This window comes from Methylomicrobium lacus, assembly GCF_041897535.1.
Taxonomy (GTDB): Bacteria; Pseudomonadota; Gammaproteobacteria; order Methylococcales; family Methylomonadaceae; genus Methylomicrobium; species Methylomicrobium lacus_A.
This window is the reverse complement of sequence record NZ_CP169217.1, coordinates 2,436,104-2,455,394: the sequence shown is the minus strand read 5'-3', so window position 1 is coordinate 2,455,394 and position 19,291 is coordinate 2,436,104. Positions and strand designations below refer to the sequence as shown.

The following is a 19,291-nucleotide window of genomic DNA, read 5'->3' as shown; positions in this document are numbered from 1 at the left end:
CGATGATCTCCTTATTTTTTATCTGTATAGCCAATGGCGCCCGGCGTCGACGCGATACGCGAGCGCATTTCCTCTAACGATTCCACCGTAGTCGGCGATACGCCGGTGCCTGAAAACACCAGTCGGTCCCAAGCCGAACGCAGTTGAAACGGATAAACACCCAAAATTTCTTTCGCAAAGCGAACATGTAAAGGGTGATCGTCAGGAAGCACAAACACATGGATCGGGGAACCATCGGGCCAGGAACTTAGGCGCATAAAGAAAATCTCGCGTACGGTTTCGGCTGACAACCGTTTGGCATTGCCGCTCGAGTCTAAAAGACTGACTTTTGCATCCTCCGCCTGAACCGCCATACTCGGCAGTGAAATGAGTGCGGCGAAGATTAAAATTTTAGGCAGGCGAAATAAAACCCATAAGCCGACTAACCACGGTTTTGCGGTAAAGCGAAACATGAAGGCGCTACGAACACACCGCCAATGGCTCGGTTGCTGCATTAGGAGGCCTGTAAAAAATGGATAGACTGGAATAGCTCCAGTAAACTGACACGCAGCGGATTTACCAGAAGAGAGGCTGACACACGGGGATGCGCTGTTGAACGGGCTAGAAAGACGGCGGAAAAGATTGCAATGAAATGGCTCGGATCATTGTGCTTAACAATCCCTGTAATCATCGAAACCATTTTCACGCCAAAACGGGCGCGACCTCCGATAAGGCGTTACGGAAGGTGGATCGATGAGGCAATGAAAGTGAGTAGCCATATTTCATCAAATAAATATAGCACAACTTCTCATTTTACAATATTATGATCATCTTAAGCGTTAGAATGATGGGCCGCGCGGATTCCTGCTTGCTTCCGGGTGGCCGGCGCAGCACTCATTCCTATATAAGCCATTGATTATGAATACAAACCTTCGCAAACCGAAGTCTGCGAGGGTGGTAGTGAATGGATTACTTGATCTGCCCGATGATCCCATCGAGCTCTTCCAGACTGGAATAGGCGATAATCAGCTTGCCCGCCCCGTTCTTTTTATGGGCGATCGAGACCTTGGCGCCCAAGCGTGAGGTCAGATCTTCCTGCAGGCGCAAGGTATCCTTGTCGATGACTCTATCTTTTTCCGGCTTGTCGGTAGGAGACTGGAGCTCTCTGACCAACCTTTCGGCGGCTCTGACCGTCAAGCCTTCCTTGTCGATTTTATGCGCGGCCGCGACCTGTTTCTGTCCGTCCAGCCCGAGCAGAGCGCGCGCATGCCCCATTTCGATGTGTTTGTTCAACAACAGTTTTTTGACTTCCGGATGCAAATCCAGCAAGCGCAACAGATTGGTCACGGTCGCCCGCGATTTGCCGACCGCATCCGCGATCTGCTGATGCGTCATGTCGAATTCGTCGAGCAGGCGCGCCAGGGCTTCCGCCTCTTCGAGCGGGTTCAAATCCTCGCGCTGGATGTTTTCGATCAATGCGACCGCCATCGCGGTGCGGTCGTCGATGTCCTTGACCACAACCGGCACTTCATGCAAGCCGGCCAGTTGCGCCGCGCGCCAGCGCCGCTCGCCGGCAACGATCTCGTATTTTTCGCTGTCGAGCTGCCGCACCACGACCGGCTGAATCACACCCTGCGCCTTGATCGAATCGGCCAATTCCTGCAATTTTTCCGGATTGATGTCCCGCCGCGGCTGGTATTTTCCGCGTTGCAGAAACTCGATCGGCAGGGTATGCAAGGCGTGCGCAGGTGACGTCGATGTGACTTCCGCTTTGGTGATTGAAACATCACCCAGCAACGCATCGAGGCCGCGACTTAATCCACGTTTTTTGATCGACATGCCTTATTTTTTCTCTTTTCTCAACATTTCGCCGGCCAGCGCGAGATACGCCAGGGCGCCGCGCGAGGTTTTGTCGTAGGCTAAAACCGGCAGGCCATGACTCGGCGCTTCGGCGAGCCTGATGTTTCTCGGCACGCAGGTTCTGAACACCTTGTCGCCGAAATACTCGACCAATTGCTCGGAGACGTCCTTGGTCAGGCGGCTGCGGTCGTCAAACATGGTCCGTAGAATGCCTTCCAGATGCAAAGCGGGATTGACCGTGTCCTGAATGCTTTTGACCGTACTCATCAACGCCGACAAGCCTTCCAGCGCATAATATTCGCATTGCATCGGAATCAGCACGCTATCGGCCGCGACCAAGGCGTTCAGGGTCAGCATGTTCAACGACGGCGGGCAGTCGATCAGGATGTAGTCGTACTGCGCCTTGATCGGCATCAAGACCTCGGCCAGCCGCCGTTCCCGGCGCTCGGCGTCCATCAGCGCGACTTCGGCGGCGGTCAGATCGCCGTTGCCCGCGATCACCGAAAAGCCGAGCTCCGGCAGTTTGATCACGGTCTGCTCGGCCGGCACTTCTTCCAGCAGCAGGTGATAGCTGGAATAGGGGACTTTTTGTTTGTCGACGCCGCAGCCCATCGCCGCATTGCCTTGCGGATCGAGGTCTACGAGCAGCACACGGCGCTTGGCCGCCGCCAATGACGCCGTCAGATTGACGCTGGTCGTGGTCTTGCCGACGCCGCCTTTTTGATTCGTTACCGCAATAACTTTTGTCACACTTTATCCTACAGAAATCGCATCTTTTTGAATGATCACCACGCAGCGCTCCGCCTCGACGCCGGGCGTTGCGAGCGCAATGACCGACGATTTTACCTTAACTTCCGCCAGTTCATCCCTTGGATTTTGGCCTTTCATCGCCAACAGCACGCCTTGCTCGCCGAGTAGATGCGCGGTCGTCTCGATGATCGCCGGCAGGGCCGCGAAAGCGCGGGTGATCACCGTATCGAATTTTTGCTCGGGGTGAAAGGCTTCCACCCGGCTATGGCGCACCTCGACATTGCCGAGTTTCAACTCCAAGACCGCCTGCTGCACGAAGCGGGTTTTTTTCGCATTGCTGTCGAGCAGGGTAAATCGGACTTCGGGCAAAAAAATCGCCAGCGGAATACCCGGAAGGCCGGCGCCGGTGCCGATGTCGACCACACGCCGACCTTTGACATGGGAAAGCACGGCGAGGCTATCCAGAAGATGCAGCCTGACCATGTCCTCGCGGTGGCGGATCGCGGTCAGGTTATACGCCTTGTTCCATTTTTCGATCAGTTTCAGAAAGGCGAGCAGGCGGCCGATCTGCGTTTCAGTCCAGCCAATCCCGAGCGCATCGAGACCGCTTTTCAGGATCGTTTCGCAAGACTCCATCAGGCGCTTTTCTTTTTCAGATAGACCAGGAGCAGCGAGATCGCCGCCGGCGTGATGCCCGGAATCCGCGAGGCCTGGCCGAGGGTTTCCGGCCGCTGTTTGCGCAGTTTCTCGCTGACCTCGTTCGAAAGCCCCGGCACGCCGGTGTAATCGAGGGTCTCCGGCAAACGCAAGTGATCGTAACGCAAGGCGCGGTCGATTTCGGTCTGCTGGCGAACGATATAACCCGCATATTTGGTCTGGATTTCGACCTGTTCGCCGACCTGTTCCGCAACCTCCGCGCCTTTATCGTAAAACGACAGCAACCGCGCGACATCGACTTCCGGCCGGCGCAGCATTTCCAAGAGATTCACTTCCTTCTGGATCGGCTTGCCCCAGTAGGCTTCGGCCATCGCCGCGCCTTCGGTGTCAGGACGTATCCAGTGTTTTTTCAGGCCTTCCTGCAATTCGCCGATCGCCCGTTGTTTTTCTTCAAACGCGCGCCAGCGCGCGTCATCGACCAGACCCAGCGCGCGGCCTTGCGGCGTCAGCCTGAGATCGGCATTGTCCTCGCGCAGCTGCAGGCGGTATTCGGCGCGGCTGGTGAACATCCGGTACGGTTCCTGGGTGCCGCGCGTGATCAGGTCGTCGATCATCACGCCGATATAGGCTTCATCGCGGCGCGGACACCAGCTTTCTTTCTCCTGCACCAACAGCGCCGCATTCAGACCCGCGATCAGGCCCTGCGCGGCGGCTTCTTCGTAGCCGGTCGTGCCGTTGATCTGGCCGGCAAAGAACAGGCCGTGCATGTGCTTGGTTTCGAGCGATGTCTTCAGATCGCGCGGATCGAAGAAATCATATTCGATCGCATAACCGGGGCGCACGATCTCGGCATTTTCGAAGCCGTGCATCGACCGCACGAATTCGTACTGCACATCGAACGGCAGGCTGGTCGAGATGCCGTTCGGATAAATCTCGTGCGTATCGAGGCCTTCCGGCTCGACGAAGATCTGATGGGTATCGCGGTCCGCGAAACGCACGATCTTGTCCTCGATCGACGGGCAGTAACGCGGGCCGATGCCTTCGATGATGCCCGAATACAACGGCGAACGGTCGAGCCCGGAGCGGATGATGTCGTGTGTTTTCGTATTCGTGCGCGTGATGTAGCAGGGAATCTGGCGTGGATGCTCTTCGCGCTTGCCGAGAAACGAAAATACCGGCACCGGATCGTCGCCGTGCTGGACTTCGAGCTTGTCGAAAGCGATCGTGCGGCCGTCGATGCGCGGCGGCGTGCCGGTTTTCAGCCGATCGACCCGGAACGGCAATTCGCGCAGGCGCTGCGCCAGCGCGATCGACGCCGCATCGCCGGCGCGGCCGCCGCTGTAGTTTTCGAGGCCGATATGGATCTTGCCGCCCAGGAACGTGCCGGTCGTCAACACGACCGCGCGCGCCATGAAGCTGAGCCCCATTTCGGTCTTCACGCCGACGACCCGATCGCCATTCACGATCAAGTCCGCGACCGTCTGCTGGAACAGCGCCAGATTCGGCTGATTTTCGAGCATCTGCCGCACCGCCTGCTTGTAGAGCTTGCGGTCGGCCTGCGCGCGCGTGGCCCGGACCGCAGGCCCCTTGCTCGCGTTCAAAATCCGGAACTGGATACCGCCGAGGTCGATCGCCCGCGCCATGCAGCCGCCCAAGGCATCGATCTCCTTGACCAGATGCCCCTTGCCGATGCCGCCCACCGCCGGATTGCAGCTCATCTGGCCGAGCGTTTCGATATTCTGCGACAACAGCAGCGTCTTCACGCCGGCGCGGGCCGCCGCCAGCGCGGCTTCGGTGCCGGCATGGCCGCCGCCGACCACGATCACATCAAAATCTTTTTTGAATTTCACGACTGTATTCTAATCGAATGGGCTGTTATAGTAATCCGTCCGGCCGAGCAGGGCGGGAGTCCCACTATTATAAGAGGTAAACGATGAAAAAACGTAGAAATTTGAACGAAATAGACATCGTTCAACGTTTGAATCCGGTCGCCAAGCATGCACACCGGTTTAACAAGGCAAAGGTCTTTGACGACAAGAGCCAATACCGCCGTAAGGCAAAGCATCCGAAGCAGGAGGCTTTTCCAAGCGTTCCCGGAGGAATGCTTGGAAAAGCCTCTTGTGGCGATGATTCAGCTATGGCGGCAACCGTTTAGGATTAGCCGTTGCTCCAATCCACCCAGCCCATCTGCGCCGACAGCAGCACCAACACGCCGAAGGCGATACGGTAATAGGCGAAAACCGAAAAATCATGCCGGCTGATGAAGCGCAGAAGGCCGCGCACCGCCAGAAAAGCGCTGACGAATGACACCACGCCGCCGACCGCGAACAGATCGAGGTCGCTGGCGCTGAACAAGTCGCGGTGCTTGTAGACGTCGTAGAAGGTCGCCGCGAACATGGTCGGAATGGCCAGGAAAAACGAAAACTCGGTCGCCGCGCGCCGGGACAGCCCGAAAAACAGGCCGCCGATGATCGTTGCGCCGGAACGCGACGTGCCGGGAATCATCGCGACCGCCTGCGCAAAGCCGACTTTCAATGCGTCGCGCCAGGTCATGTCGTCGATCGTCTCGGCGTGCACCCGATGCTCGCGGCGTTCTGCCCAGAGGATCAGGAAACCGCCGATGATGAAGGCCGAAGCGACCACGATCGGATTGAACAGATAGGCCTTGATCTGTTTCAGGAACAAAAAGCCGAGAATCGCGGCCGGTAAAAACGCCACGATCATGTTGACCGCGAGGCGCTGCGATACTGTTTCGGACTTGATGCTGACCAGCGTGTGCCAGAGGCGTTTACGGTATTCCCAGACCACCGCCAGAATCGCCGCAAACTGGATCGCGATTTCAAAGACCTTGCCTTTTTCGTCGTTGAATCCCAACAGTTGGCCGGCCAGGATCAAATGCCCGGTCGAAGACACCGGCAAAAATTCGGTCAAGCCTTCGACGATGCCCAAAATCAGGGCATCGAGTAATACATGAAGATCGGTCATGGTGAGGGTCGGGAATAAGCGATCAGCGCTTCATCGATTCGAAGAATGCGGCGTTGGTCTTGAAGTCTTTCAATTTGCCGATCAGGAATTCGGATGCCGCGGTTTCGTCCATCGGTTGCAGGATTTTGCGCAAGATCCAGGTCTTTTGCAGCGTGTCCGGATCGACCAGATATTCTTCGCGGCGGGTGCCGGAACGGTTGATGTTGATCGCAGGATAAATCCGTTTTTCGGCGATCTTGCGGTCCAGATGCAACTCCATGTTGCCGGTGCCCTTGAATTCTTCGTAGATTACCTCGTCCATCCGCGAGCCGGTGTCGATCAAGGCGGTCGCGATGATCGTCAAGCTGCCGCCTTCCTCGATATTACGCGCCGCACCGAAAAATCGTTTCGGTTTTTCGAGCGCATTCGCGTCGACACCGCCGGTCAGGATTTTGCCGGAAGACGGCACCACCGTGTTATAGGCGCGAGCCAGACGGGTGATAGAGTCCAGCAGGATCACGACATCGTGCTTGTGCTCGACCAGACGGCGCGCCTTTTCGATCACCATTTCGGCGACCTGTACATGGCGGGTCGGCGGCTCGTCGAAGGTGCTCGAAATCACCTCGCCGCGCACGCAGCGTTCCATTTCGGTCACTTCCTCGGGACGTTCGTCGATCAAGAGCACGATCAGGTAACATTCGGGATTCTTCTCCGCGATCGCCTGCGCCAGGGCTTGCAGGATCATCGTCTTACCGGCTTTCGGCGGCGATACGATCAGCCCGCGCTGGCCCTTGCCGATCGGGGCGACCAGGTCGATAATCCGGCCGGTGATGTCTTCGGTGGCGCCATTGCCTTGTTCGAGCGTGAAGCGTTCCTTAGCGAACAGCGGCGTCAGGTTGGAGAAGTGGATTTTATTCTTGGTGTTTTCGGGCGGCTCGAAGTTGATCTGCTCGACCTTCAGCATCGCGAAGTAACGCTCATTGTCTTTCGGCGGCCGAATCTTGCCGCTGATCGTGTCGCCGGTCTTCAGCGAGAAGCGTCGAATCTGGCTTGGCGAGACATAAATGTCGTCGGGGCCGGCCAGGTATGAACAACCGGGCGTGCGTAAAAAACCAAAACCGTCCTGCAAAATTTCGAGAACGCCGTCGCCGTAAATATCGTCCCCGGCCTTGGCCTGTTTTTTCAGGATCGCAAAGATAAGGTCCTGCTTGCGTGATCTGGCGACATTTTCGAGACCAAGCGACTCGGCGATTTCGATGACTTCACTGATTTGTTTTAGTTTTAACTCGGTAAGATTCATATAAAGGATGACTCGAAGCAAAGCGACCGAGGCTCACCACCGCCAGTGCTTAATATAGGATTAGAATTCAGGGACGCAGATTATCGGATGATAGGCTGAAGCGCGCTGGAATCAGCGCACTCCATAAGTATAACTCAATAAAGCCATCCCGTCCAGTAGGAAGACGGGGCGAATCAGGGGACAGCGTTAAATATTGCTGTTCAGGAAAGCAGCGAGCTGGGATTTGGTCAGGGCGCCGACCTTGGTCGCCTCGACTTCGCCGTCCTTGAACAGCATCAGGGTCGGAATACCGCGTACGCCATAGTGCTGCGGTGTTTTCGGATTTTCGTCGATATTGATCTTCACGACGGTCAATTTACCGGCGAAGTCTACCGCGATTTCATCCAGAACCGGCGCAATCATTTTGCAAGGTCCGCACCATTCAGCCCAGTAATCCACCAATACAGGCCCTTTAGCTTTGATAACCTTTTCGTTAAATTCGCTATCGCTTACATGAAGGACTGAGTCGCTCACGCTATTTCTCCAACAATTAAAAATTTTAACTATAGGGGGGAAGGCGGCCAGAGTCAATCAATTTCTGGTTCCGGGTTCAGCCGATTCGATTTTTACGTTATCCTATTAGCCTATGAGTACGACACATTTAACCGAAACCCGATTTTCCAACCTCGAATTATCCGATTCGATCCTGCACAGCCTGAATAGCGCCGGCTTTCAACACTGCACGCCGATTCAGGACCGGTCGCTGCCGCTGTTGCTCAGGGACCGCGACATCGCGGGTCAGGCGCAGACCGGCACCGGCAAGACCGCGACGTTTCTGCTCGCGACCTTCCAGCGCCTGTTGAATGACAATGAAGCCAAGGAAGCGGCGAAACAGCCGATCAAAAATCCGCGCGCGGTGATTCTGGCTCCGACCCGTGAACTCGCGATCCAGATTCACAAGGATGCGCTGCTCTTAAGCAAGCATCTGCACCTGAAATTCGCGCTGATCTACGGCGGCACCGATTACCAAAAGCAGCTCGACAAGATCAAATCGAATGTCGACGTGATCATCGGCACGCCCGGGCGCATCATCGATTTCTACAAGCAGCAGGCTTTCAGCCTCGATCATGTGCAGGTCAGCGTGCTCGACGAAGCCGACCGGATGTTCGACCTCGGTTTCATCAAGGACATCCGCTATCTGCTCCGGCGCATGCCGCCGCACGACCAGCGCCTGAACATGCTGTTTTCGGCGACGCTGTCGTATAAGGTGACCGAGCTGGCTTACGAGCACATGAACAATCCAGTGCTGATCAAGATCGAGACCGAAACGGTCACCTCCAAATCGATCAAGCAGACCGCGTTCTGCCCTTCGAACGAGCAAAAGATTCCGCTGTTGATCGGGATTTTGAAACACTACCAGCCGCAGCGCAGCATCATCTTCGTGAACACCAAACGCTGCGCGGAACTGCTGGACGACACGCTGAACGCGAACGGCTTCAAGACCGCGGCCTTGAGCGGCGACGTGCCGCAGGAAAAGCGCCAGCGGCTGCTCAACGATTTTCAGGAGAACAACATCAACCTGCTGATCGCGACCGATGTCGCGGCGCGGGGGCTCCATATCGCGGACGTCTCGCATGTGATCAATTACGACCTGCCGCAGGATGTCGAGGACTATGTGCACCGGATCGGCCGTACCGCGCGCTTCGGCGCCTCGGGCGAGGCGATCAGTTTCATCTGCGAGGAATATGCCTATTCGATGCCGGATATCGAGTCCTATATCGGCGAAAAAGTGCCGGTGCAGCCGGTCACGCAAGACCTGCTGGCTCAGGATCTGATCCGGCCGGAAAGGCGGCCGCGGCCGCCGCGTGACGACAAGCCGCATCGGCGCCCGAAAAGCGGCAACGGCCGGCCGCCTAGAGCCCGGCCATCAGCTCCCGAAAATCCTCAATAGCCGGATAATCGATAATCACCTTTTTCGGCTGCGCCGAATCCGGCCGGCTGACCGACAGCAGATGTTGAATGCCGAAAGCCCTGGCCGAATTCAGCACGGCCAGACTGTCGTCGATCAGCAGCGTCCGGCTTTTATCGAAGGGCTGACGCCGATGCAGCCAATGCCAGAACTCGGCATGCTCCTTCGGTTTGCCGGCGGCGTGCGAGCTGATGATCTCGTCGAAGAAGGGATGCAAACAGGTCTTTTCCATTTTGAGCCCGAGGCTGCCGGGATGCGCGTTGGTGACCAGCAGCACTTTCCGGGGCGAGCGCCTGACCGCTTCGAGAAATTCGACCACATGCGGCAGGACGCTGATCAGCCCTGCTATTTCGGCCTTGAGGCCGACGATGTCCAGCGCCAGCGCCTCGCTCCAGTAGTCCAGACAATACCATTCGAGCCGGCCTTCCATACGCTTGAACAACGGCACCAATTCGTCCTTGGCCTGGTCCAAAGCCAATCCGTGTTTCCGGGCATAGTTCAGCGGCACGAATTCCTTCCAGAAATGATTGTCGAAGTTCAAATCCAGCAAGGTGCCGTCCATATCGAGCAAAACGGTGTCAATTTTGTTCCAATCGATCATAATAGTGCGGTCTATTCAAAACTCATCCTGAACATCATAACATCGTGGCCGACAAACCGATCATCCTGAACAAAACCACCGTCGCCAAAAGCCGTTTGTTTCATATCGAAGCGCTCGATATCCAATTCAGCAACGGCGTGCAGCGCAGTTTCGAGCGGCTGACCCGCGGCCGGCCCGGCGGCGCGGTGCTGATCGTGCCGATGCTCGATGACGACACCGTGCTGTTGATCAGGGAATATTCTGCCGGCGTGCACCGCTACGAGCTGGGTTTGCCGAAAGGCAAGACCGATCCGGGCGAGACGTTTCTCGAAGCCGCGAACCGGGAGCTGAAGGAAGAAGTCGGCTACGGCGCGAATAAACTGCATCACCTGAGTTCGTTTTCGCTCGCGCCGTCCTACCTCGAACACATGACCGAGATCATCCTGGCCGAGGATCTGTATGCGGAAAAGCTGGACGGCGACGAACCCGAGGAACTGGAAGTGGTGCCCTGGAAACTCTCCGAGATCAACGCGCTGATCGCGACCGGCGAATGCACCGAGGCGCGCTCGATCGCGGCGCTGTTCATGGCGCTCGAATATTTGAAGGCGCGCCCTTTATAAGCGAAATAATGGCTCCAGGGCCTCATCCTTGGTCGCCGTCCACTGTTCCCGCGCCTTGTTTTCGGTAAAGGCCTGATACAGTTTTTTGCCTTGCCAGGGTTCGGCGTCCTTGCAGTACAGCGCCTTGTTCAAAACCAGAATCTCATCCCGAAGCCGCGCATCGCAAAACTTGGCGATGGAACCCAGGCTGTGCGCGTTAAATTGCTCTTTCCCCCAACCCAGCAAGGCGTTCTTCGCCGCCAGGGGATCATTGTCCGCGCAGGCTTTTTTGAGGTGTTGCCGGTATTCGCCCGAAGCCTTGGCCTCTTGCGCTTCGTTCTTATCCGCCTCGCGCCGAGGCCTGCGTTTCAGGAAAAACACCCCCGTCGCCAGCCATCCGATCGCCAATGCGGCAGAAACCCAAACCCAGATATTCTGTTGCGGAGCCGCCTTGCTTTCGATGACCAAGGGCTGAAGTTTGGCCCCCGGATTCACCGCCAACGGTTTGGCTGGCTCTGTAACGCCAGCAGGACCGGAAGAGGCCACTGTTATCGTCGTTTCGGGAATCTTCGCAACTTCCATTTGCTGGGTCCGCGTATTGAACCAGGGAATCTCGACCGCCGGCAGTTTGAATGAACCCGCCTTCGACGGGATCAACGCGATTTTTTCCTGGCGTTTGGCCAACAGGCCGTCGGCGTTTTTTTGCTCCTGCAAGACCGGCTGATCCGGATAGAATTTGACCGATGCTTCCGAGGCCGCGTTGTGCAGTTCCGGCAATTGCCCGACCGTGCTGCCCTTGGCCATGACGGTCAGCGTGCGGGTCACCGGCTCGCCGGCCTTGATATTCTTCAAATCGCCGGACCATTCTTCCTTCAACTCCAGTTGTTCTGCCGCCAGCCAGTGCTTGCCGGTAAACGTCGCCGGCGCCGGCTTGACCATCAGGCTGATCGCCTTCGAGGAAGCGCGTTTGGTGCGGGTCATGGTCGAGCCGAAAAAGCCGTTGAAACCCGAGCGCGCATTCGTAATCACTTCCGCGGTCAGCACCAGCGGGGCGAGCGTGAGCATGCCGCTTTTTTGCGGGAAAATCGCATAGCGGCGTTCGGTGACCATGTAGTTTTCGCCCTTCACCTGGGTCTGGAAATTCTTGTCATCGCCGAGCTTCTCGATCACCGCATCGGCCTGCTCCGGCTCGTCGATCGACGCCCTGGCGATTTCGACCCGGCTATAGATTCTGACCGTATATAAAATCTGCGCCTGTATATAAGGATTTTCCGGCGCCGCCTCGACCTCGATGAAGATGTCTTCCTGATTGCTCAAATCGTCGTTGCCGGATTTTTCGTTCACCAGCAAGACAGCCGGCTCGCTCGTGTCCTTGCCGAAACTGATCGCCGGCACCTCCAGGTTGCCCGCATGCTTGGCCATCACATTCAAGGTCCAGCGCACGCTCCGGCTCATCTTGCCGTTGATCAGGGACACATTGTTGCTGTGGCTTTGCGAAAGCACATCGAAATCCTCATCGAGCGGACTGAAATCGGGCTCGCCGTCGGGCGTTTCGTCGGCGCTGAAGACGATCTGAAACGATTCGTCCAGACTGACCGGATTGCGGTCGACGGTGGCCTGGATAGTGGCCGCGAGAGCCGCATGCATCAACAGCGCCTGGCATAACAGCAGCCACAGGACTGCGCCGCTTCGATTGATCTTGTTAACCATCGTCAGCATTCTCATAGATCTGATTAGAGTCATCGGCATTACCAGTTTTGCGCCTTGTTGCCGGAGCGCTGCTGGCGCTGGCCGTATTGGTATTTGAATTTGCGTTTCAATAAACCGGCCGGATCGTCCGGAATCCGGTTCAGCCATTGCTCATTGGCCTGCTTGGTTTCGTCGGATGGCTGCATCGGTTGCGCCGACTCCTTATTTTGCTTGGCCGGGTCCGTTTTCTTCGGGTCTTCCTTTGCCGCAGGGCTTTTCTCGGCTTGTTGTTGATCCGCCTGTTTTGGCGGCTCTTCGGCCGTCTCCGGCGCTTTCTCGGCGCCGGTTTCGGGTTTTTGCTCCGGCTGATCGCCGTTTTTGGGTTCGGATTTTTCGTCTTTTTGTTCGGGCTTCTGCTCGGAACCGGACTGATCCTGCGGCTTTTGCTGTTGCTCCTTTTCCGAGTCCTGCTGCTGATCGTTCTGTTGCTGATTTTGCTGTTGCTGCTGTTCTTGCTGCTTCAACGCCTCTTCTACCAGTTTTTTATTGTATATGGCGTCTTCATTATTGGGATCGATCGCCAGCGCTTTGTCGTAAGCGGCGATCGCTTCCTCGAAGCGGCCCGATTTCGCGAGTACATTGCCCTGATTATAAAAACCGGTCGCGGTCTTCGGCGCTTGCAATTCGCCGGTCTGCGCCTTGTCCGAACGGTATTGCGCAGCCGCCTTCCAGTCCGGGTTCTCGAACAACTCGGCCGCCCGTTCATACTGCTTTTGCTCAAAAGCCGCCGCGGCCTGCTGATCTTTCGTCCGCCACAAATCCTGCCAGTCCAGCGCATAGCTGTTTTCAGGCAGCGGCAGCAACATCAAAAATGCGACGCACAACAAGCCCCGGCGGAACGAGAGCGCGGCCAAAGGCAGCACCGCGAGCACGATCCAGGGGCCGAGATCGTCCCAAAGGTCGATCAGCAACTGATTTTCGCTAGCGCCTTGCGTCTCCGGCACGGCCGTATCGAGGTTCGCCAGCATGGCTTCGATGTCGCTGTCGTCCGCCGTGATGCTTTGGTAGACGCCGCCGCCCGCACGGGCCAATTCGGCCAGTCTGCCATCATCCAGTTTAGGCACCACGATCGCGCCCTGTTCGTCCTTCAAGAAACCGCCGTTCGGCAGCGCAATAGGCGCGCCTTCACGCGTGCCGACGCCGAGCACCGACAAATGGTAATCGTGCAGCCCTTTCGCTGCCGCAAGCGCCGCATCCGCTTCGACGCCATCGGTCATCAAAATGATCTCGCCTTTCGGCAGGCCTGCCTGCCGGAGCAATTGGACGGCCAGATTCAGCGCCGCCTCCGCGTCGCTGCCCTGGGCCGGCATGATGTCGGTCGTCAAGGCCTCCAGTTGGCTCGCGATCGTTTCGGAATCGTCGGTCAGCGGCGTCACCGTGAACGCATCGCCCGCAAACACCAGCAGCGCGGTCTGGCCGTCCTTGCGCCGTTGCAAGAGATCGGCGATCTTGTAGCGGGCCCGGATCAGGCGGCTCGGTTTAATGTCTTCCGCATCCATCGAGCGCGACAAGTCCAGCGCGATCACCAGGGCCGAGTCGTTTCTGAACACCGGCGACGGCAGGCGCTGAACCGTCGGGCCGGCCAGCGCGATGATCGCCAACAGCGCCATCACGGCTCCGAGCAGCAGAGACTTGCGGCTCGCATGTACCGCTTTTTCCTGGAGCAGATAGGGCAGCAGCGCCGGATCGCAGACCGACGCCCAGTTGCCGCGGCTGAGCTTGTGGCGCAGCAGCATGGCCAGAAGTGCGGCCGCCGGAATCAACGCCAGCAGCCAATAGGGACGGATAAAATGGAATTCGCTCAAATTCATGACCATCGTAAACGTGACAAACAGACCACGGCCGCCAAGGCGAGCGCCAGGCCCAGAGGCCAGAAAAACAGTTCGCGCCGGGGACGGAAAAACTGGCTGTCCTTATTGACCGGCTCCAATTGGTCCAGCAACATGTAGATATTGTTCAACTCGCGGGTATTGCGGGCGCGGAAATAACGGCCGCCGGTTTTTTGCGCGATGTCGAGCAGGGTCTTTTCGTCGAGGTCGCGCGAGGGATTGACCTTCTGCGCGCCGAACAGGCTACGCACGATCATTTCGTCCGCGCCGATGCCGATCGTGTAGATTTTCAACTGATTTTCTGCGGCCAGTTCCGCCGCTTTCAGCGGCGACACCTCGCCTGCGGTATTGGCGCCGTCGGTCATCAGGATCAATACCCGGCTGTTCGCGGGCTGATTCTTCAGGCGTTTGACCGCGAGGCCGATCGCATCGCCGATCGCGGTGTTGTCTCCGGCCAGGCCGATCGCCGATTCATCGAGCAGGGTATTGACGGTCTTGCGGTCGAAGGTCAACGGCGTTTGCAAATAAGCCTGGGTGCCGAACAGGATCAGGCCGATCCGGTCGCCGGCCCGGCGTTCGATGAAATCGCTGGCGACCCATTTGGCCGCGGTCAAGCGGTCGACCTGCTGCTTGTCGATCGCGAAATCCTGTTCTTCCATGCTGCCGGACAGATCGATCGCGAGCATCAAATCGCGCCCGCTGACCGCCTGTTCGATCGGCTCGCCGAGCCATTGGGGGCGCATGCCAGCGATCACCAACAGCAGCCAGGCCAGCATCGCGAGGCGTAGCGGCCACTTTCGGGGCTGCGATACGGCGCGGGGATTGCCGGCCGCGAAATCATCCAGAAACGGCACTTTCAAGGCCGCCTGTTCGGCCGGCAGAAGCGGCGGCAACAGGCGCCGGATCAGCCAGGGCAACGGCAACAGAATAATCAGCCAGGGCCAGACGAGTTGTATCATTTTTTACGTTTGCTTTGCGCTTTGAGCCAGTCTTCACAGAGTTGGAACACATCCTGAAGCGCCGGTTCGGACGGGGCGGTTTTCCGGTAATGCGCGTCGAGAAGGATGCGTCCGGGGCCTTCGCTGAACGGCGCGCCCTTGAGTACGCCGTCGAGATAGCTCAGCCATTTTTGCCCGGTCAGGCCCGCGACTTCGGCGCGATTATCGGTGCTGATCGCGACGCGGCGCAGCAAGGCGGACAGTTCGGCGATTTTCGCCAGATCGTCGAGCGACGAGTCGTTTTTCAAGGCCTTCAGCAGCTTGCGCGCGCTCTTGACCGCGGTAAGCCGGGTCAGGCGTTTATACAGCCAGACTGAAAATCCCAGCAGCAACGGCACTAAAATAATCAGTAGCCACCAGCCGATCGCCGGCGGCCACCAGCCGATCGCTTCCGGAATATGGATGTCGCGCAGCGGTAAATCGGTGACCGGCATCACTGGCCTCGCAGCAGGGTCTTCAGGCGCAGTACCGGATCGTCCGAGGTGCCGCACAAGATCAGTTGCAGATTTTCCTTGCGGGCGAGCGTTTGCAGGCGCTCTAAACGCTCCGTGAAACGCTGGCGGTAATCGGCCAGCCGCCGCGCATCGGCGCTGTCCATCACCACATCGCGTTCGCCGTCGGTAAAACGGTAACGGCCTTTTTCCGGAAGGCTTTGTTCCAATGCATCGAACACGAAGAGCAAGGCCACGTCGCAATGTTCGGAGAGCCGCGACAGATGCACCTCGGCCGCCTCGTTGATGCCGCGAAAATCGCTGATGATATAAACCCGGCTGCCGGGACGGACATGTTTGACCAGCCGGGCCAGGATTTGTTCGAAGGCGTAGCTGGCTGGCTGATTCTGAACTGGACGGCCGACCAACGCATGCAAAAAATGCAGCACCGCCTGTTTGCCGTTTTGCGGCTTCAGCTCCCGGCAGTCGTACTCCGAAAAAATCTGGCCGCCGATCCGGTCGCCGTGATGTTCGGCGGTCCAGGCCAGCAGAGCCGCCAGTTTCGCGGCCAGCACCGATTTGAACACGCCGCGGGTCGCGAAATGCATCGCCGGGCGGTCGTCGACCGAAATGAACACCGGCCGCTCACGCTCCTCGCGAAAAATCTTCGTATGCGGTTTGCCGGTGCGCGCGGTGACCCGCCAGTCGATCGTGCGCAGATCGTCGCCGGGCTGATACAGCCGCGTTTCGTCGAATTCCATGCCGCGACCCTTGAAGCGGGACAGATAGCCGCCGCTCTGGACCGCGCGGATAGAACTAAGGGGATGCGTCAGTCCCGCCGCGGGGCGGGCCAGGTCGATCAGGGTTTTCAGGCTGACCGAGATCAGCTCGTCGGGCGCCGCGGACGGGTGATGAGTGACTGCCGGTTTAGTGAACAACATTTACGGAACGGCAATGCGGGCAATCAATTCCCTGATCACATGATCGGCGGTGATGCCTTCGGCCTCGGCTTCGTATGACAAAATCAGACGATGGCGCAGCACGTCGAAGGCGATGTCCTGGATATCCTCGGGGCCGACGAAATCGCGCTGATCAAGCCAGGCCTTGGCGCGGGCGCAGCGATCGAGCGCGATGCTGGCCCGGGGGCTTGCGCCGTATTGCAGCCAGGCCGCCAAATCGCGGCCATAGGCCTCGGGACTGCGGGTCGCCAGGATGATTTGCAGCAAATAATCTTCCAGCGCCTCGGCCATGTACACGTCGAGCACTTCGTTGCGCGCGGCAAACAACGTTTGTTGCGAGATCGATTCGAAACGTTCGGTTTTTTTCAGCACCTCCGATCGCGCTTCCCTTCTGGCCAGATGCAGGATGTCTTTCTCATGCTTAGGGTTCGGATAATCGACCTTCACATGCAGCAAAAACCGGTCGAGCTGCGCTTCGGGCAAGGGATAGGTGCCCTCCTGTTCGATCGGGTTTTGCGTCGCCATCACCATGAACAACTCAGGCAACGGGTAGGTGGCCTGGCCGACCGTGATCTGCCGTTCGGCCATCGCTTCGAGCAATGCCGCCTGTACCTTGGCCGGCGAGCGGTTGATCTCGTCGGCCAGGATCAGATTATGAAACAAGGGGCCTTTCTGGAATTCGAACGTGCCTTGCTGCGGACGGTAGATTTCGGTGCCGGTCAGATCGGCCGGCAGCAAGTCCGGGGTGAATTGCACCCGGTGAAAATCGCCTTGAATGCCTTTGCTCAAGACGTTGATCGCCCGCGTCTTGGCCAGACCCGGCGCGCCTTCGACCAGGATATGGCCGTCGGCCAGTAAACCGACCAGCATCCGTTCGACCAGCACCTCCTGGCCGATGATTTCGTTGTTGATGTAATTTTTGAGTTTGATCAGCGCAAGTTGCGTAATGTTCTGCTTGTGGGTTTCCGACATATTTCCGTCTCGTTGAATCCTTGGTGACAACAACTTTGAGCAAGATTTTGCCGTATGAACACATTTTTCGGCAATGGTTCAATATTCTATCCCGTTTCAGGCCTCCAATCCTAGAGAGTAAGTCTGTGAGAAAAATCGGTATTTGTTGTGGACAGCTCTGTGGATAAAATTGCGCATCGAGTTATCCACAGGCGGTCAACACCTTGATTCCCTCTTTAAAGACAGATTGTCATGTAGAACAAGCTGTTGATAACTCTGTGTTATTTCGGCTTAGTCACAATTTTATTCAGGCTAATAACAATAAATAGATTTTAAATCTTTCATTTTGTTACGATTACTGCACCGGCCGCATTGTGAAGAAAAACATGGCTTCCTATAAAAATCAACGAGATACATCAAGCGCTCTGCCCAAGGGCATTCCCTACATCATCGGCAACGAAGCGGCCGAACGCTTCAGCTACTACGGCATGCGCGCGATTCTGGTCATTTTCATGACCCAGCATCTGATGAATGCGTCGGGACAACGCGACGTGATGACAGAACAGGAAGCGCAGGCTTATTTCCATTTATTCGGCGCGGCCGTTTATTTGATGCCGCTGTTCGGCGCCGTGCTGGCCGACTTTTATTGGGGCAAATACCGGACGATCATCGTATTGAGTTTGGTTTATTGCCTTGGCCATTTGAGCCTGACCGTCGACGATACCCGCTTGGGACTGGCCCTCGGCCTGGGCCTGATCGCGATCGGCGCGGGCGGCATCAAGCCTTGCGTATCCGCGCATGTCGGCGATCAATTCGGCAGCGGCAATGTGCATCTGCTCGGCAGGGTGTTCGGCTGGTTTTATGTCGCGATCAATCTCGGCGCCTTCCTCGCGATGCTGGTCGTGCCCTGGCTGCTCGAGCATGCCGGCGCTGCAAGCGCCTTTGCCGCGCCGGGCGTGTTGATGCTGTTGGCAACCGGGGTGTTTTGGTCGGGACGCCGCCGTTTCGTGCAAATTACGCCGGCAGGCAAACAGTTGTTCAAGGATTTGTCGGATCGGTCCCATTGGCCGGCGCTCGGCAAGTTGGCGGTCATTTATGCGCTGGTCGCGGTCTTTTGGGCGCTGTTCGAACAAATCGGCTCGTCCTGGGTATTGCAGGCCGAGAAGATGGATAGGCGTATCGGCGCTGCCGAACTCTTGTCCTCGCAGATCCAGGCCTTGAACCCGCTGTTGATCATGCTGCTGACGCCCTGCTTTTCCTATTCCGTATATCCGTTTCTGAATCGCTACATCCAGTTGACTGCACTGACCAAGATAACCTTGGGCCTGATGTTGACAGTGTTGGCGTTTGCGATTCCCGCCGCGATTCAGACGCAGTTGGATCAGGACATACAAGTCCATATCGTCTGGCAGTTGCCGGCTTATTTGTTGATGACCGCGGCCGAAGTGATGGTGTCCATCACCTGCCTCGAATATTCCTATACCGAGGCGCCGAAATCGGCCAAATCGCTGGTGATGGCGGCTTATTTTTTATCGGTGTCGCTCGGCAATTTGTTCACCAGCGCGATCAACTTTCTGATCCAATATCTTGACGCCGGCGCTCGGCTGTCCGGCGCCGCTTATTTCTGGTTTTTTACCGGCTTGATGCTGGCTACCGCGCTGCTGTTCATGCGGTTCGCGCGCACCTTGGAAAACAGAGATCCGGCGCATACTTCATGCCGGTGAATTCGCCTATAAT

The 19,291-nt window shown here is 57.4% G+C and carries 19 protein-coding genes; 4 read left to right on the top strand and 15 right to left on the bottom strand.

What is annotated here, in order from left to right; translation table 11 throughout:
• Nucleotides 1-11 precede the first annotated feature (11 nt).
• The 5 genes from ACEPPP_RS10785 to mnmG form a co-directional block, all read right to left on the bottom strand.
• On the bottom strand, nt 12-452 hold the full coding sequence (locus tag ACEPPP_RS10785; RefSeq protein ID WP_374086554.1) for a hypothetical protein: 441 nt from the start codon (nt 450-452) through the stop codon (nt 12-14).
• Between the two features lie 496 nt (nt 453-948).
• Complete coding sequence (locus ACEPPP_RS10780; protein WP_374086552.1) at nt 949-1,818, bottom strand: ParB/RepB/Spo0J family partition protein; 870 nt, start codon at nt 1,816-1,818, stop codon at nt 949-951.
• 3 nt (nt 1,819-1,821) lie between these two features.
• Nucleotides 1,822-2,589 carry a ParA family protein gene (locus ACEPPP_RS10775; RefSeq protein ID WP_374086550.1) on the bottom strand — a complete coding sequence of 256 codons (768 nt, stop codon included), beginning with the start codon at nt 2,587-2,589 and terminating at the stop codon, nt 1,822-1,824.
• A 3-nt stretch (nt 2,590-2,592) separates the two neighbouring features.
• Nucleotides 2,593-3,225: a 16S rRNA (guanine(527)-N(7))-methyltransferase RsmG gene (rsmG, locus tag ACEPPP_RS10770; RefSeq protein WP_374086548.1), complete on the bottom strand. Its 633-nt coding sequence runs from the start codon at nt 3,223-3,225 to the stop codon at nt 2,593-2,595.
• The gene (gene mnmG, locus ACEPPP_RS10765) at nt 3,225-5,096 is read right to left on the bottom strand and encodes a tRNA uridine-5-carboxymethylaminomethyl(34) synthesis enzyme MnmG (RefSeq protein ID WP_374086547.1); all 1,872 of its coding nucleotides are present in this window, start codon (nt 5,094-5,096) and stop codon (nt 3,225-3,227) included. The genes rsmG and mnmG overlap by 1 nt, the downstream gene beginning before the upstream one ends.
• An 83-nt stretch (nt 5,097-5,179) precedes the next feature.
• Here mnmG and ACEPPP_RS10760 point away from each other — a divergent pair, with 83 nt between their 5' ends.
• Nucleotides 5,180-5,401 carry a hypothetical protein gene (locus tag ACEPPP_RS10760; protein WP_374086545.1) on the top strand — a complete coding sequence of 74 codons (222 nt, stop codon included), beginning with the start codon at nt 5,180-5,182 and terminating at the stop codon, nt 5,399-5,401.
• 2 nt (nt 5,402-5,403) lie between these two features.
• Here ACEPPP_RS10760 and ACEPPP_RS10755 read toward each other — a convergent pair whose 3' ends face one another.
• The 3 genes from ACEPPP_RS10755 to trxA form a co-directional block, all read right to left on the bottom strand.
• Entirely contained in the window at nt 5,404-6,231 is an 828-nt protein-coding gene (locus ACEPPP_RS10755) for an undecaprenyl-diphosphate phosphatase (RefSeq protein WP_374086543.1), read from the bottom strand.
• A 22-nt stretch (nt 6,232-6,253) separates the two neighbouring features.
• Nucleotides 6,254-7,510, bottom strand: coding sequence for a transcription termination factor Rho (gene rho, locus ACEPPP_RS10750; protein ID WP_374086542.1), 1,257 nt, complete (start codon nt 7,508-7,510; stop codon nt 6,254-6,256).
• A gap of 186 nt (nt 7,511-7,696) precedes the next feature.
• Nucleotides 7,697-8,023: a thioredoxin TrxA gene (trxA, locus tag ACEPPP_RS10745; protein WP_326499357.1), complete on the bottom strand. Its 327-nt coding sequence runs from the start codon at nt 8,021-8,023 to the stop codon at nt 7,697-7,699.
• Nucleotides 8,024-8,135: 112 nt separating this feature from the next.
• Here trxA and ACEPPP_RS10740 point away from each other — a divergent pair, with 112 nt between their 5' ends.
• On the top strand, nt 8,136-9,440 hold the full coding sequence (locus ACEPPP_RS10740; RefSeq protein ID WP_374086540.1) for a DEAD/DEAH box helicase: 1,305 nt from the start codon (nt 8,136-8,138) through the stop codon (nt 9,438-9,440).
• On the opposite strand, the gene yrfG is transcribed toward ACEPPP_RS10740, so the two are convergent.
• Nucleotides 9,403-10,059 carry a GMP/IMP nucleotidase gene (gene yrfG, locus ACEPPP_RS10735; RefSeq protein ID WP_374086539.1) on the bottom strand — a complete coding sequence of 219 codons (657 nt, stop codon included), beginning with the start codon at nt 10,057-10,059 and terminating at the stop codon, nt 9,403-9,405. The genes ACEPPP_RS10740 and yrfG overlap by 38 nt on opposite strands.
• 44 nt (nt 10,060-10,103) lie before the next feature.
• Between yrfG and nudE the strand changes: the two genes are divergently transcribed.
• Complete coding sequence (gene nudE / locus ACEPPP_RS10730; protein ID WP_374086537.1) at nt 10,104-10,658, top strand: ADP compounds hydrolase NudE; 555 nt, start codon at nt 10,104-10,106, stop codon at nt 10,656-10,658.
• On the opposite strand, the gene ACEPPP_RS10725 is transcribed toward nudE, so the two are convergent.
• Genes ACEPPP_RS10725 through ACEPPP_RS10700 form a run of 6 tightly spaced genes read right to left on the bottom strand, consistent with a single transcriptional unit; the run spans nt 10,653 to nt 17,575 of the window.
• Nucleotides 10,653-12,356: a BatD family protein gene (locus ACEPPP_RS10725; protein WP_374086535.1), complete on the bottom strand. Its 1,704-nt coding sequence runs from the start codon at nt 12,354-12,356 to the stop codon at nt 10,653-10,655. The genes nudE and ACEPPP_RS10725 overlap by 6 nt on opposite strands.
• A 29-nt stretch (nt 12,357-12,385) precedes the next feature.
• On the bottom strand, nt 12,386-14,197 hold the full coding sequence (locus tag ACEPPP_RS10720) for a VWA domain-containing protein (RefSeq protein WP_374086534.1): 1,812 nt from the start codon (nt 14,195-14,197) through the stop codon (nt 12,386-12,388).
• On the bottom strand, nt 14,194-15,174 hold the full coding sequence (locus ACEPPP_RS10715) for a VWA domain-containing protein (protein ID WP_374086533.1): 981 nt from the start codon (nt 15,172-15,174) through the stop codon (nt 14,194-14,196). The genes ACEPPP_RS10720 and ACEPPP_RS10715 overlap by 4 nt, the downstream gene beginning before the upstream one ends.
• Nucleotides 15,171-15,647, bottom strand: a complete 477-nt coding sequence (locus tag ACEPPP_RS10710; protein WP_374086532.1) for a DUF4381 domain-containing protein — start codon at nt 15,645-15,647, stop codon at nt 15,171-15,173. Before ACEPPP_RS10710 ends, ACEPPP_RS10715 begins: the two co-directional genes overlap by 4 nt.
• The gene (locus ACEPPP_RS10705; RefSeq protein WP_374086530.1) at nt 15,647-16,585 is read right to left on the bottom strand and encodes a DUF58 domain-containing protein; all 939 of its coding nucleotides are present in this window, start codon (nt 16,583-16,585) and stop codon (nt 15,647-15,649) included. The genes ACEPPP_RS10710 and ACEPPP_RS10705 overlap by 1 nt, the downstream gene beginning before the upstream one ends.
• Entirely contained in the window at nt 16,586-17,575 is a 990-nt protein-coding gene (locus tag ACEPPP_RS10700; RefSeq protein ID WP_374086528.1) for an AAA family ATPase, read from the bottom strand. It lies immediately after the preceding gene.
• A gap of 365 nt (nt 17,576-17,940) precedes the next feature.
• On the opposite strand from ACEPPP_RS10700, the gene ACEPPP_RS10695 reads away from it, so the two are divergent.
• Nucleotides 17,941-19,278 carry a POT family MFS transporter gene (locus ACEPPP_RS10695; protein ID WP_374086526.1) on the top strand — a complete coding sequence of 446 codons (1,338 nt, stop codon included), beginning with the start codon at nt 17,941-17,943 and terminating at the stop codon, nt 19,276-19,278.
• Nucleotides 19,279-19,291: the final 13 nt, after the last annotated feature.